At 37.8% G+C, this 13,732-nt stretch carries 17 protein-coding genes and 2 pseudogenes; 10 read left to right on the top strand and 9 right to left on the bottom strand.

The window, feature by feature from the left end; translation table 11 throughout:
* Nucleotides 1–32: 32 nt before the first annotated feature.
* Nucleotides 33–902 carry a TetR/AcrR family transcriptional regulator gene (locus CZ487_RS24225; protein WP_077214928.1) on the bottom strand — a complete coding sequence of 290 codons (870 nt, stop codon included), beginning with the start codon at nucleotides 900–902 and terminating at the stop codon, nucleotides 33–35.
* A 566-nt stretch (nucleotides 903–1,468) separates the two neighbouring features.
* Between CZ487_RS24225 and CZ487_RS28120 the strand changes: the two genes are divergently transcribed.
* Together CZ487_RS28120 and CZ487_RS26825 are read left to right on the top strand one after the other, a co-directional pair.
* Nucleotides 1,469–1,621, top strand: a complete 153-nt coding sequence (locus CZ487_RS28120; RefSeq protein WP_419865741.1) for a DUF7685 domain-containing protein — start codon at nucleotides 1,469–1,471, stop codon at nucleotides 1,619–1,621.
* Complete coding sequence (locus CZ487_RS26825) at nucleotides 1,618–1,773, top strand: DUF7686 domain-containing protein (protein WP_419865740.1); 156 nt, start codon at nucleotides 1,618–1,620, stop codon at nucleotides 1,771–1,773. The genes CZ487_RS28120 and CZ487_RS26825 overlap by 4 nt, the downstream gene beginning before the upstream one ends.
* Before the next feature lie 54 nt (nucleotides 1,774–1,827).
* On the opposite strand, the gene CZ487_RS26820 is transcribed toward CZ487_RS26825, so the two are convergent.
* Nucleotides 1,828–1,980, bottom strand: coding sequence for a hypothetical protein (locus CZ487_RS26820; RefSeq protein WP_154676061.1), 153 nt, complete (start codon nucleotides 1,978–1,980; stop codon nucleotides 1,828–1,830).
* A 386-nt stretch (nucleotides 1,981–2,366) separates the two neighbouring features.
* On the opposite strand from CZ487_RS26820, the gene CZ487_RS24220 reads away from it, so the two are divergent.
* The 6 genes and pseudogenes from CZ487_RS24220 to CZ487_RS28115 all read left to right on the top strand — a co-directional run.
* Nucleotides 2,367–3,149: a transposase gene (locus CZ487_RS24220; RefSeq protein ID WP_237562941.1), complete on the top strand. Its 783-nt coding sequence runs from the start codon at nucleotides 2,367–2,369 to the stop codon at nucleotides 3,147–3,149.
* Between the two features lie 45 nt (nucleotides 3,150–3,194).
* Nucleotides 3,195–3,317 carry a hypothetical protein gene (locus CZ487_RS28235; protein WP_474091368.1) on the top strand — a complete coding sequence of 41 codons (123 nt, stop codon included), beginning with the start codon at nucleotides 3,195–3,197 and terminating at the stop codon, nucleotides 3,315–3,317.
* Nucleotides 3,314–4,384: pseudogene (locus CZ487_RS24215) on the top strand (YifB family Mg chelatase-like AAA ATPase). The gene CZ487_RS28235 and the pseudogene CZ487_RS24215 overlap by 4 nt, the downstream one beginning before the upstream one ends.
* A 141-nt stretch (nucleotides 4,385–4,525) precedes the next feature.
* Nucleotides 4,526–4,729: a magnesium chelatase subunit ChlI family protein gene (locus CZ487_RS28230; protein WP_474091374.1), complete on the top strand. Its 204-nt coding sequence runs from the start codon at nucleotides 4,526–4,528 to the stop codon at nucleotides 4,727–4,729.
* Between the two features lie 117 nt (nucleotides 4,730–4,846).
* On the top strand, nucleotides 4,847–5,068 hold the full coding sequence (locus CZ487_RS24210; protein ID WP_077214926.1) for a hypothetical protein: 222 nt from the start codon (nucleotides 4,847–4,849) through the stop codon (nucleotides 5,066–5,068).
* Between the two features lie 23 nt (nucleotides 5,069–5,091).
* Nucleotides 5,092–5,331, top strand: a pseudogene (locus tag CZ487_RS28115) (type II toxin-antitoxin system RelE family toxin); the annotation flags it as partial.
* 307 nt (nucleotides 5,332–5,638) lie between these two features.
* Here CZ487_RS28115 and CZ487_RS28110 read toward each other — a convergent pair.
* Nucleotides 5,639–5,860 carry a competence protein ComK gene (locus tag CZ487_RS28110; RefSeq protein ID WP_077214925.1) on the bottom strand — a complete coding sequence of 74 codons (222 nt, stop codon included), beginning with the start codon at nucleotides 5,858–5,860 and terminating at the stop codon, nucleotides 5,639–5,641.
* Between the two features lie 494 nt (nucleotides 5,861–6,354).
* Here CZ487_RS28110 and CZ487_RS24195 point away from each other — a divergent pair, with 494 nt between their 5' ends.
* On the top strand, nucleotides 6,355–7,314 hold the full coding sequence (locus tag CZ487_RS24195; protein WP_084783375.1) for a TIGR00366 family protein: 960 nt from the start codon (nucleotides 6,355–6,357) through the stop codon (nucleotides 7,312–7,314).
* Between the two features lie 372 nt (nucleotides 7,315–7,686).
* Here CZ487_RS24195 and CZ487_RS24190 read toward each other — a convergent pair whose 3' ends face one another.
* The gene (locus CZ487_RS24190; protein WP_077214923.1) at nucleotides 7,687–8,853 is read right to left on the bottom strand and encodes an IS256 family transposase; all 1,167 of its coding nucleotides are present in this window, start codon (nucleotides 8,851–8,853) and stop codon (nucleotides 7,687–7,689) included.
* A gap of 376 nt (nucleotides 8,854–9,229) precedes the next feature.
* Here CZ487_RS24190 and CZ487_RS24185 point away from each other — a divergent pair, with 376 nt between their 5' ends.
* A complete protein-coding gene (locus tag CZ487_RS24185; protein ID WP_077214922.1) occupies nucleotides 9,230–10,378 on the top strand; it encodes an ArgE/DapE family deacylase in 1,149 nt (382 codons plus the stop codon).
* A 103-nt stretch (nucleotides 10,379–10,481) separates the two neighbouring features.
* Here the strand turns inward: CZ487_RS24185 and CZ487_RS24180 are convergent, their stop codons facing one another.
* From CZ487_RS24180 to CZ487_RS24160, 5 genes are all read right to left on the bottom strand, one after another.
* Nucleotides 10,482–10,859 carry a YmaF family protein gene (locus CZ487_RS24180; RefSeq protein WP_077214921.1) on the bottom strand — a complete coding sequence of 126 codons (378 nt, stop codon included), beginning with the start codon at nucleotides 10,857–10,859 and terminating at the stop codon, nucleotides 10,482–10,484.
* Nucleotides 10,860–11,137: 278 nt separating this feature from the next.
* Nucleotides 11,138–11,821: a DUF421 domain-containing protein gene (locus CZ487_RS24175; RefSeq protein WP_077214920.1), complete on the bottom strand. Its 684-nt coding sequence runs from the start codon at nucleotides 11,819–11,821 to the stop codon at nucleotides 11,138–11,140.
* 322 nt (nucleotides 11,822–12,143) lie between these two features.
* Nucleotides 12,144–12,362, bottom strand: coding sequence for a DUF2922 domain-containing protein (locus tag CZ487_RS24170; RefSeq protein WP_077214919.1), 219 nt, complete (start codon nucleotides 12,360–12,362; stop codon nucleotides 12,144–12,146).
* Between the two features lie 25 nt (nucleotides 12,363–12,387).
* Nucleotides 12,388–12,606 carry a DUF1659 domain-containing protein gene (locus tag CZ487_RS24165; RefSeq protein ID WP_077214918.1) on the bottom strand — a complete coding sequence of 73 codons (219 nt, stop codon included), beginning with the start codon at nucleotides 12,604–12,606 and terminating at the stop codon, nucleotides 12,388–12,390.
* Nucleotides 12,607–12,674: 68 nt separating this feature from the next.
* The gene (locus CZ487_RS24160; RefSeq protein ID WP_237562939.1) at nucleotides 12,675–13,445 is read right to left on the bottom strand and encodes a hypothetical protein; all 771 of its coding nucleotides are present in this window, start codon (nucleotides 13,443–13,445) and stop codon (nucleotides 12,675–12,677) included.
* Between the last annotated feature and the right edge of the window lie 287 nt (nucleotides 13,446–13,732).

Genomic DNA, 13,732 nt, shown 5'->3' with positions numbered 1-13,732 from the left:
AATATGTCTTTCCTCCTTATAGGAATGGTTTCTTAGTCTAATAGTTTCATTATTTTATCTGAAACAGGCTTTGTTTCAGGAATTACCTCAAGAAAGTTCAATAATCCTTGAAAGACGACTCTCTTTGGGCGTTCTTGCTTCGCTTCTTCTTTTAAAAATTCAACCGAATCCATGCAGTCTTTCTTCGTATCTTTATCAAGCTTGGCATGTCCGACGAGCTTTTCAATCTTATCTAATAAACCTTGAAGCTGGTCCTTTAAAGAAGAATCTCTGCAATGCATCGGATCTGTTACGAACTGAAGAGGGGGAATAGGCAAACTTTCTTTTTTCGCAATCATCCCTTCTGCAAGGTCGTCCAATCGTGAAATAAGAAATGTCGTCAGATCACCGATATCATGATCAGCCGTGCTGACAAACAATGTCTTTAAATAGGATTCGATCATTCCACTAAAGATGATGACGAGGTTTGTCGTATATGGAGCAATTCTTTCTCCATAGATATCTTTAAATGTTCTCTCATACCATTCGAACGTCTCGATATAAATTGCAGTAAGAAAGTCTCCTAATTCGGCACTATGATTCACATTTTCACGCAAATGCATGAGAATGAACTCTTTCCTGCTCAATAGTCCTTCGATATAAACCTTTAGCTGTAATTGCAGACGTTCTCTCGGGTCAGAAAGTTTCATATTTTCGTAATGATTCATTTGCTCTCTGATGCTTTGATAATAATAGCGGTAGATTTCAATTAATAATTCATTTTTAGAAGAAAAATAGGAATAAAGACCGCCTTTCGAGACACCAGCCTGCTCAGCCACTTCCTGCATCGAAGTAGAATGATAGCCTTTCGTTGCAAACAGGATCATCGCTTGCTCTAAAATCATGAGTCTCTTATCAGTCAAGAATCAACCCTCCTTATGATGAATGTTGTATCTAATCATGCGTGTCAAACCTATTAAAATAATGCAGAATAGCAGTTGGTACACTTTCCCTTCGCTGTTATTCCAAAGAACAGGAATAAAGGCTTGCTCAAGCATACCAACTGACAATTCATTTTTCTCATTAGAAAAACACGATTTGTCACCAATAATGGTGGAAATCTATGTCTTTTCTTATACTTTAATCCTTTAGAGAAGTTAAACTTTCTTAAAGTATAAAAAAACGACCAGTCGGTCACCATGTAAATCATACTATGATATATGGCATTTGCCAAGTAAATAGGTTGAAAATAAAATGTAAATTTTCTAGGTTAAGAGATATAGATTTTCGGCGTGGTTAGACGCTGTACTCGTACTGTGTTTCTTCTATTATATATTCATAGTACCGTCCCTATCTTTACTCAGTAGATGAAAACGATGGCGTATCTCATATTGAAACATATTCAAGGTAGTAAGAAGTCGATGGGGCCAATTTGTGAAAGAGACTGGTACAGGAATGTTAAAATAGAAGAAAAAATGTAGGTGAAGTTATGATTAAATGTGATCACTGTGGAAGTCATGAGGTGAAGGTTCATTTTAATGGGGAAGTGGAGAGCAAGCATTTATGTATGGATTGCTACAACCAATACATGTCCGGCGTGCTCGGGGTTGAATTAGAGCCCATCATAGAATCTTTTTATTGAAGGATGTTCAAGGAGTGAGTCGTACCTTTTATGTAGAAAGACCGTTGGATACAGAAGGGATTTTTTTGGAGGCTGCTGAAAACATTGAGTTTGGCTATAAGTTTGCTGTACATGGCGAGCTAAATTGTAACCAACGTGGAACAGAAAGGTGAAAATTTAGCGCATATGAAAAGAAGCCGCTCCCAGGAAGTGAGCGACTTCAAAAATTATTTATCCATGTTTTCAAGCATATTTTCAATGATGGAAGAAGAGTTCGTTACGGCCAGTTGTTTGAAATCTTCCCATTTCATGACAGCTCCTTCACTTGCATCATCGGAAGCGGAGCGGATTACAATGGGAAGCATGGGGACGGTACTCATGCTTCCTTCAACAGAATTAAACAGTCCTGTTTAGGGTTACTGTATAAAGGTCACTTCTGATGTTATGATGAGCAAGCATCCTTACCATTTTTAAAATAAAAGTAGTGAAAAATGTAGCAGATAGGTATATGATGGTCTTAATCCCAATCCTTCGACCCACAATAATGACTTCAAATGGCAAACTACCTCTCAATCCTACAAACCACTTGGTACTCTTACCGTTCTTATCTTTAATTGATCTGCTAACTTCTGTCTTTTACTGTTAATCTCTTGTAATATTAAAAAAATCCTCACAATTACTATCTAACATTTCATTTTTCATTCCATCGATACGAATAACCATATTTCCTTAACCACTCCAAATCTTTTTAGAAAAAGAGGTGATTATGATGCCTCGTGGCCCCCGATTGAAAAGCAGCACGGGAATCTATCATATTATTTATAGAGGAGCAAACAGACAAGAAATATTTCACGATGTGGAAGACTTTCAGACCTTTCTTAATACCCTTAGGAAATATAAATGGAAAGTAGAACTAACAGTCTTTGGCTGGTGTTTGATGAATAATCATGTCCATCTCCTATTGAAAGAAGGCGACGAATCGATTTCCGTTACGATGCAACGGATCTCTGTTAGTTATGCATCTTACTATAACTGGAAATACCGAACAACAGGCCATCTATATGAAGACCGGTTTAAAAGTGAAAATGTCGAAGATGTTTCCTACTTATTAACCGTTATCAGATACATCCATCAAAATCCATTGAAGGCTAGAATGGTCAGCTGCATGGAGGACTGGAAGTGGAGCAGTTGCTTAGGTTACTATGACAAGACTCTGTACCCACCTCAGTTACTAGATAAGGAGTTTATCTTAAGAATGTTTGCCTCGGACATGTTGTCAGCAAAGGAAAGGTTCAGAGAGTTTAATGAAAAGAACAATCATGATCAATGTCTTGAAGCATGGGAAGAGAATCGTCGAAAATTAAGCGATGACGAGGCAAGAGAAGAAATAAAAAGAGTTCTTGGATCTATCAAAATCCCCCAAGTGAAAACTCTACCTAAAATTGAGAGAGACCAACTCCTTAGACAATTAAAAGGCGTTAATGGGCTCACTCAACGCCAAATGGCAAGAATTTTTGGTGTATCACCAAATCTCATTTTTAAAGCATAACAAACACGCACATTTGTCTAGTACTTCCTTTGAAAGGAGCAAAAAATGGTTTCAAAAATAATGAGTATTGGTTTAAAGGGGGTAGAAGGCTACCGAGTTCAAGTAGAAGTTCAGACGGTGGAAGGAATTGATGCATTTCTCATTGTGGGCTGCCCGATGCGTCTGTGAACGAATCGAAGGAGCGCGTAACCGTTGCATTGCATTCGTTAGGTCACCAAATTAACGATGTAAGAACGATTGTTAATCTTACACCGTCCGAACAGAAAAAGAATGGACCGATTTTTGACCTGCCCATGGCGATCGGCATCCTGAAGAGTATCGGGGTGATCACTTCAAACATACCAGCTTCGTCTTGTTTTATTGGCGCCTTATCATTAGACGGATCGATTCTTCCCTTTGATGGCTTGCTGGCAGCAGTATTGACAGCCAACAAGCTTGGATTTAAACGTGTATATATGCCCTTTGATGCGAGTCTTCCTAAAATCAGTATGGAAGGATTAGAGATTGTCTATGTTTCTTCTTTGCACGATGTCATCCAGCATTTATCAGGACAAATGCTTCTCCCGTTTCATATCCTTCCTGAGTCAGATCACTCCATTTATCAATTCAGTAAAGACTGCAGCGATATTATTGGCCATGATCTGGCTAAGCGTGCCTTGGAAATTGCAGCAGCGGGTGAGCATCATGTTTTTAGACAGGTCCACCAGGAAGGATGCGGAAAAAGCTTGCTAGCTGAAACCTTTCCCTCTATTTAACCGCCACTATCAAACGAGGCACAGTTAGAAAAAATAAGCCTTTATCAATTAGCTGGCAGTGAAGCGGGCGTAACCAATATCCCTCCATTCAGAAGCCCGCATCATTCAGCCTCAAGTGTCTCGGTTATTGGCGGCGGACAAAATCCCAAACCAGGTGAAATTTCATTAGTTCATCGCGGGGTACTATTTTTAGACGAAATGGCCAAGTTTTCTAAGAAAACATTGGATATGCTTAGGCGGCCGATTGAGACAGGGAAAGTGACGATCAGCCGTGTTCAGTCGATTGTTACGTATCCAGCTTCCTTCCTGTTAATCGGTGCGATGAACCCATGTCCATGTGGCTATTTGGGATCCAACAACTATTACTGCACCTGCACCCCAAAACAAATTCAGTCCTACCAAAATCGAATCTCAGGACCAATTCGTGATCTTCGACATCACGCTTTCCTTGCAATCTGTGAATCTGGAAAGGGAAAGTGAGACGAAACGGGAAAAATTCGATGTTATAAGAGACCGTGTGATGGAGGCTAGAAATCGCCAATATGAGCGCTACGGGATGAAGTATGCAATGGCCGGGTTCCGTATGAATTATTAACAAAGACGAGTCCTCCGCAAGAGAAAATTAGACAGTTGCTGCAGCAGATGGCGATGAAAAGAGAATGGAGCAATCGTGTCCAAATCAAAATCATCCGCTTTGCACGAACGATTTCCGACCTGTGCGGTGAAGAACTAATAACAGAAGAAGAGGTGTGGGAAGCGATGTCATTGTGCAGGTCGAATGTAAATTATCGAAAGGAAAAGGAGAGGAAGGGAGTGAGGGAATAAAAGATTTATGTAGTAGGGATGGTTAAAAAACAGTGGTAAAATTGAGTTTACGGTAGCGTAACAGCCTTCTGCACCTATAAGAAATAGGGTATACTAAAAACAAAGGGGTTGATAAAGTTGGCAATCAGTAGAGAAGATGTTCATAAATTAATTGAAAAAATACCAGATGAAAAACTGCCTGATCTTATAAAATTAATTGAGATACTGTCAATACCTGAAGATGAACCGACTAAGGATGAAATGAAGGCAATCGAAACTGCTCGTAAGGAGTATGAGAATGGAGAAACCTACTCGTACACCATCGATGAATTACGTAAGGAATTTTTGGAAAATGATTAAATACAAGATTTGAACTATCCAAATCATCCAAAAAGTTTCTTGATAAATGTGATAGGGTAACAAAAGCTCGTATGATCAATGTTATACATTCATTAACTGAAAATCCATACTCGTATAACGGAAGTATAAAGTTATCTGGATTTGAAGATGTCTATCGTATAAGAGTCGGAAAATACCGGATATTATATCAAGTATTAAATGAAAAATTAATTATCTTCATTCAAGATATTGATAGTCGTGGTGACGTCTACAAACACCTCTAATCCCTCTCTAAAATCACAATAATATACAATAAATTTACTCCTCACGATGATCCAAAACAAACACAACCAGTTATAATAGAACCTTTATTTTAATCCTCTATGAAATTAGGAATATAAAATCGTCTAATACTATTGTGCAGTAAATTAAATATCCAGAAAATCCTCTGCAACAAGGTTTAATTGCGGGGATTTTCCGAACATGCATTGACTATTTTACTTGTCTTGCTCTTTATGCATTTTCCTCTTTACAACCTTCACCCATACCCCTCTTTTCTTTTCAGGATTCAGGATAAAGGTTAAAGATTTGTCATTCTCTCCGATCGTCATTTTTTCTAGCTGCTCTGCTGTTTGTAGTTTTATGGTTGAAGGAAGTTAATCTTGTTGGAATGAAAAGGGTGGAGCCGTTGCTGAACTGAATGATTGTGTTTCGATTACTGCTGGCGGTTCTTTTGATATGTTGTGGGTTAAACCAAATATTTTCTTCATGCTTGGTTGATCGGATTGACCATAATGGGGTACACGGAAGCATTGGAACCGTCCCCGCGCTTCTTCTTCTACTGATACCTCTTCTTGTGCTTTTACGTCTGCTTTAACTTTCTCATTTCCTTCAGCTGCAATATTTGCTATTATTGCAAAACTTCCAATTACGGCTATTACTATAGCCAAATATTTTAATGAATCTTTTATTTCTGTATTCCAATTTATTTTTTTCTTAACTGGTACCATGTATACCAAACTCCTTGTTCTTTATTTGTATTGTTCTCTATTAACAATTTAGATGACTTTCTAAGATATATGTCGGATATTACCAATCAGATATAAGACAATCACTCTAGTTACAAAATTAAGAAAAAGAAGAATCCCTACAAAGGGTTAATAAAAACTGATCAAAGGAATTTGTATAAGTGGGTGAACTGTTTACCAGTACAAAGACACCTTTGAGCAAGCTGCAAGCTATATAATATAAACTCACACAAGGAAGCATGGGGACGGTTCTTGTGCTTCCATTATATTTAAGGAAGCATTAGAACCGTCCCCGCGCTTCTTCACTATCCTTTAATTATTGCTGCAGCGTATAGTGGATTCACTTTATACGGTTTGGGATTATCAAGTAGTGTTCCATTAGTTATCGCAACTCCAGGACATTTCCTTGAGGAATTGATGGGGATTGTCCCACTAAGTGAAACCATTTTTTCTTTCCCTATGTTATTAGCGACAGTACTTTTATTAATCATTTTGCCAATTACTAACTCACTATTACATCCAAAGGCAAAAGATGAAATTATTGAATTTGATGCGTCCCTCTTAAGTGAGGCAAGGGAAGAAATAGCAACATCAATAGAGGCAACTGATTCTAACATTGCTTCAAAGTTGAATAATAATTCGTTTATTGGCAGGGCCTTAGGGATAATTGGGGTAATCTATGTCATGGCTTATTTTATGGATGGAGGTTCATTCAATTTATTTATCGTTAATACGATCATTTTATTCCTAGGGGTATTATTGATGGGTTCGCCTTCACGTTATGTAGAAACATTGGGTGAGGGGATTAAAAGTGTTACTGGCATTGTGCTGCAATATCCTTTATATGCAGGGATCATGGGAATTTTAGCTGGTACAGGTCTGGCATCATCGTTTGCACAGGTATTTGTTGATTTTTCAACAGACAAAACACTCCCTTTGTGGGGATTAATCAGTGCTTATTTTATTAATATTCTAGCACCTTCTGCAGGCGGACAATGGGCGATTCAAGGTCCTATCATGATTGAAGCGGCCAATCAAATCGGAACATCCATTAATATCACAGCGATGTCGGTAATGATGGGTGATACGTGGAACAATCTTGTGCAGCCATTCTGGATTCTACCGATCTTAGCTCTCTCAAAGTTAAAATTAAAAGATGTCATGAGCTATACTGTCATCATGATGTTCTGGGTAGGCTTAGTTCTGATTGCTGTGTTTCTTCTTTGGGCGTATTTATAGGAGGATATGTTTATCTTAATCAAGATGAACCGTACCATAAGTAAAATGAGATTTAGACCAATGCCTATCCTTAAGTGTCAGGTTGATAAATAGCGGGAAAAATTACCCCTATTTGGAAAGTAGCATTGAAATCATCTTAAATAAAGGGAAAAATTCCTCTTATTTGAGTCAAGTCCATAATATTGTGTAAAATTCCTATACAATGTTTACCAACCCGTTAAGTGGCAAGGGGGTGTTGCCCCCTATGTTTTTTTTGGCGAAACTTCCATGGCCCTACAGCTCCATAATCAGTAAAGGCTGTCAAAGACGCTTTTCCCTTTGATAGCCTTTACTGATTATGGGATAATCCATGATGGAAGTTTGAAAAATAGCCTATTTTGTTAGAGATTTTTTCTTTGCGTAGACAGTCTCTTGATAATGCATTAAGACAGCTCCTACCAGGCGGAAAGCAGATTGTGTATTAGGAAAGATCCTTATCACTTTTTCTCTTCGCCTTACTTCTTGGTTTAAGCGTTCTAGTGAGTTAGTACTTCGAATATGAGGACGAAGAGACTCTGGATGAGTCATGTATTGGATGGTATCTTCGAAACCTTCATCTAATATTTCTAATGCCTTTTCGTATTTAGAGTTATCTCCAAATCGACTCATTAGTTCATCTTTAAATGTTCTAATATCTTCAATGGTAACGGCTTCAAACACACGTTTTATCATCGTTCGGATTTCAGTAGAATCCTTTTTAGGTAATTTCTCAGTAATATTACGCTTAAAATGGACGTTACATCTCTGCCAGCTAGTACCAATAAACTCACGTTGTATAGCTTTTTGTAGACCTTGATGTGCATCAGAAATAACCAGTTTAGGGGATTGTAAACCACGGGATTTGAGGTGCTTTAAAAATTGACTCCAACTCTCGTAGCTTTCAGTATGATCTACACTCAATCCCAGTATTTCACGTTGGTTCTTTTCAGTAAGGGCAGTGGCAATATAAACGGCTTTAGAGACGACACGATGATGTTCACGTACTTTTATATACATGGCGTCTACAAAGACATAAGGATAATAGATAGTATTTAAAGGTCGTTTTGCCCAATCATTTACAATTGGGTCTAGTTTTTGTGTAAGTGAAGATACGAATGATTTGGATATGTTTTCACCACAGAGCTGCTCAACAATATGTGTTACTTTTCTTGTAGAGACACCATTAATTACCATCTCTAACATAGATAGAACTAAAGCTTGATCACAGCGAGCATATTTTTCAAAAATAGACGGAGAAAACTCCCCATTTCGAGTTCTAGGCACCTTGAGTTTGATTTTCCCTATACTCATTGTTAATTCACGTTCATAATATCCATTGCGGTAATCACGACGATCATCAGTGCGCTCATAAGGATAAGCTTGTAAATAGTCATCTCTTTCTTTTTCCATGAATTCATTTAAGACCAAAATAATCGCGGATTTCATGACAGTATCAATATTTGAATTTATCACAGAATCTTTTAAAACTTCCATATCTAGGTTAAACTGTAATTGAGTCATTTTTATTCCTCTCTTCCTTGTTTTTCGTGGTTGTTAAACATTGTAGACAAGAAGGAATAAAATGACTCATTTTCTTTTTACACAATTATACGGACTTAATCGTGAAACATGGGGGCGGTACTTGCGTTTCCCTAAATACTTCCAAAACCCAATGATTAGTAGAATTAATGTAGCCTTGCGGAGAGAAATCTTTGCAGGGCTTTTTTCTGAAACAAGGGTAACCTGATATCAAGTAATACCAATTAGTAGGGAAAAGTATAGAAACAGGAGAACCGTCCCGATGTTTCTGGGAGAACACTCCCGATGTTTTGGGTAAAATACAGTTGTATGCTCATTCATTGAGGATAGACAGATGAAATTTTTGGAGGACTTAAGTATGAAACATTTTACAGAAGAAGAAAAGATAAAGATTTTATCTGACATTATAGCGATTAAATCCATTAATGATAACGAAATCGATGTGGCCAACTACTTAAAAGATTTATTTGCCCAATACGGTATTGAATCTAAAATTGTTCCGGTTACAGACACTCGTGTTAACTTAGTGGCTGAAATTGGAAGCGGGAGTCCAGTCATTGGCGTTTCTGGTCATATGGATGTTGTTTCTCCTGGTGATGAAAGCGAGTGGACTTCAGATCCGTTCACATTGACAGAAAGAGACGGAAAATTATACGGACGTGGAACAAATGACATGAAAGCAGGTTTAGTAAACCTTGCTTTAGTCATGATTGAACTCAAAGAAAATAATGAACTAAAAAATGGTACTGTCCGTTTTATGGCAACGACTGGTGAAGAAGTCGGCGGCGCAGGTTCGAAAAAATTATACGAAGAAGGCTATATGGATGATGTAGAGTATCTATGGGTAGCTGAACCTTCTCATGACACGATTATTTACTCTCACAAAGGATCACTTAACTTGCGTGTTACGTCTGTTGGTGAAGCAGCACACAGTTCTATGCCTGACCAAGGTTATAACGCAATTAATCCATTAATGAAATATCTATTAGAAGTAGACGAAAAACTGAATGGTGATGATCGTAAAAATGAGGTTCTAGATAAATTGGCTATGAGTACAACTATTTTTAATGCAGGGAACCAAGTAAACTCCGTTCCAGAAAAAGCAACAGCTGAAATAAACGTGCGTACGATTCCGGAGTTTGATAACGATGAAGTGATTGACTTATTCAACAAAACAGCTAACCAATACAATAAAGAAGGCTCTAATATTAATGTTGAAGTGACCATGTCATTACCAAGTGTCTTCACTTCAGGACAGTCTGAAATGGTTGATCTTACTAAAGAACTCGGTAAAAAACATTTAGGTTTGGAAATTTCCGTGAAAGGCTCTCCAGGGGTGACAGATGCATCAAACTTATTACGAGGTAAGGATGACCATTTCCCATTCATGATGTTTGGTCCAGGCGAAACAAAAATGGCACACAAGACAGATGAATATGTCTATAAAGATTACTACTTTGCATTCTTCGATATTTATAAAGAGTTAATTTTAGGGTTATTGAAGTAAAGAGCGGGAAGCATGGGGATGGTTCATTCTCTTCATCTTGTAGACAAGCATTGTTAAACAAGTCTACAAGATGTATGAATGTACCCCGATGGCCTTTGTTTATTTACCCACTTGTCCGTCCTCTGTATACATGTGAATGTTGAGTTAATCCATCAACTGTTGTAACACCTTGAAATTCGTGATAATGTCTACCATTTGGAAGATAAATGGCTGGACCTGTAACACCTCTGATTTGATGGATGTGTCCATCTGAAATAGATGTATATACAAAATATCTGTGAGTGTGTTGTCTTCTTCCAGGGGCAGGTTCCGTTGTCCCAGCAAACATATGACTATGTCCTATATCATATGAAGTTTCCCCAGAGAATTGGTGAATATGGACTGGATTACCGTCCCATGAAGTAATACGTAAGTTGTGAGAATGTACTGATTCCCCTATATCACCCGAATCATACAAATAACCACTTATAGGTACAAACATTCCTCTTCTCCTCCCCATATTTTCCTATAGGATATGTAATCAAAATATGAATAGTTCTTTAATTTTTGGGTGGAGTGGAGTTGGAATGGGATTTATCGATGGCTGAAAGCAGTATTATTAGTTGATATCGGAAGAAAATGAGTAATCAAAAAAATGACTTGTATACTCACTTCGCAGGAATGTCTTGAGAAAATTAGTTTTTCAAATTTGTAGTTTCTACCACTCTGCTTTCAATCAGGGCAAAATTAATATAAACTCTTTATTTAAATACAAGTTATTTACTTGTTTAAATAGGTTTGTACAAAAATACCGTCACCTTCTAACCATTCGGCTAAAAAAACCTCTTTATAATTAGTTACATTCTGTGATAATAGCTGCTCTTTTAACCAAGATTCATCATACCCTAGATCTTTTAATTCGTCCTTTAATACTTTGCCATCTCTGATGAGTGTGACAGGGACGTAGGCATGCTTTCCTTGAATATTAAAATCTTCTAACGTTGTTTTTTGGTATTGTGGCTTCTTTAAAATACTGATCGAACCATTTGGCTCTAAATAGCAAAAAGCAACTTCCCGAATCGAAAAGGTTTCGCTTTGTCGAAGCAAGCTTTGTAATTGATTTAGATTCATTCGATTTTTCAGTAATATCTCCCGATCAACCAATCCGTTTTTAATAAGAGCTGACGGTTTCCCCTGAAAAATGCCACGAAAAAATAAAGACTTTCTTCCGAGATATTCAACTGTAAAAAGTAATATTGCCCACAAACTCATAGAGTAAATAATGTAGAAAGTTCCAACTTTATCATCGTATAAGGCATTTCCTAATAACTCGCTTAACACAATGGATCCAATAAATGTAAAGGGGGTTATTTGATTAATGACCTTTCTGCCAATAAACATAATAATGACAAACAGGAATAAAAAACCTGTAATGAGTTCAATTGTTAAAGACGATATATTCATTATAGAATACTCCTATCCAATGTTATGAAGGCGATAGCAAGCCTAAGCATTAACTTTGCAAATGCATGTATAGAACCCCTTATGTTGATGATGTTCTTTGTATGTATTATTGTTCCAACCGAACTAATATTTATTATTACACTTTGTTTTGTAACAGTTCGGAGATTATATACGTAGAAGAGAAGGTGCTTGTTCGACGTAAGGGTACTTTTGTGCAATACCCTATGCACTGATGAGTGGAATGAGCTCCTGCATACTCACTTCCTACTATTCTATTATTATGGAGAAAGCCGGTTCCCTCGGGAAACCGGCCTTTTCCTACTTAGATAATCTCATAATCTGTTACATTTCGTTCGACGACACGTGCACCTTCAACTGCGACTAAATCACCGCTTGTTGAATTGAAGGCATTGGATGCAATGATGGCCTCCATCGCTGTCTTGATAGCGGCTGGATCAATTGGCTCAACAGGTTGATCGACGGTTAGCTTCGCAGTTTTTCCAAGAGCCGTTGTAAAATTAAGTTCTAATACTTTCGCCATTTGTTTTCTCTCCTTTCTATTTTAGTTAGGCGATGATTTCAAAGCTGTCGTTTCGGTCCACGCCGACAAGTGTGTTCAAAGACAATCCTCCAAGAGCATTGGCTGCTTGGAATAGCTGGTCAGCTGTAGCTTCCAGCTTGATGTTGCTGTACGATTTTCCTTTATAAATCGGTTCACCTTTTTCATTAAAGCCAGTTTCATACGATAATACGAGACTCGACTTCGTTAAGATCGCTTCTGCCATTTCCTCACCCCCTTCACTCTCTATATAGGGAAAAAGGGGCGAAATGGACAGGGGGGAGAGAAAATTTTTTAAAATAATGGGAGTTGAAGAGGATTTGCTTGAAGATCGGCCATCTCATCTGCAGAGAAGCCCATGTCAAATAACTCTTCAAAGTAGAGCTCTTCAAACTTCTTGTTCACAATTCCATAGAAATAGGCAATAGGATTATGGATTGCATTTGATTTCAGCTTTCGTACAAATTGTTTAAATGCATGAATGGAGATGGCTAGAACTTTTTCAGCATCCTGTTCGCAGTTGTGAAGGAACGCAGCAATGCTCGCCATTCTCCAGTAATCCTCGATCATTTTCGCATCAGAAAAGAAGCATTTTACTAGATTGGTAAAAGGAGATGGCACACGATCGCTTGTAAATGTATGGTCTAGAACAGAAGATTGAGAATCCTTTTGTTCTGCAGGAATCGTTTCTGTACGTTTTTTATTATCTTTAATAGTTTTAGAAAGATTAATAGTTTTATTATGGTGGTTCGAAATTTCCTCGTTAGGTGGTTCATTTTTAGGAAAGCGATTGAACACATAAAGATTGCTGGATTGCGAACCATTTTTTCTTTCTGTTTCGTAAACAGTCAGGATGCCGAGCGAAATGGCCTTTTGGACCATTCTTTTAAAAGTAGAACGAGAGATCCCGTTGCCCTCATACTCCTCATGAATGGCTTTTAAGAAAGTGCCAATCTTGGCATTCGCAACCCCAGGAATCTTCGCAGCAAAACGAACCAGTCGCTTTAAGCCAACTAGCTCTCCCTTCGTAAATTCAAATTTATGTAACGCTAACCACATTTCCATATGGGTGTTGAACTCCTTTAGAGAATGAAACTGGGAAAAAGATTGAAACTGCTCCATAGTGCCCGATTTAATATTCATAGTTCTGCACTCCCTTCATTCTCTATATAGGGAGAATGAGCGGGAAAGGATAGGGGGGAGGAAAATTTTTTTTGAAAAATGTTATAAACCATCTTGATGAGGGGACCTCAAAGAACTCTCGGTCTCGATATGATGCAGTATTTACCGGTAAATGTAATTTTGTTAAGGATAAATCCAAATATGGGTCGCTAAGTTCCTGAAAATGGAAA

The organism is Robertmurraya dakarensis (assembly GCF_900156875.1).
Taxonomy (GTDB): Bacteria; Bacillota; Bacilli; order Bacillales; family Cytobacillaceae; genus Robertmurraya; species Robertmurraya dakarensis.
This window is presented reverse-complemented; position numbering and strand designations above follow the sequence as displayed.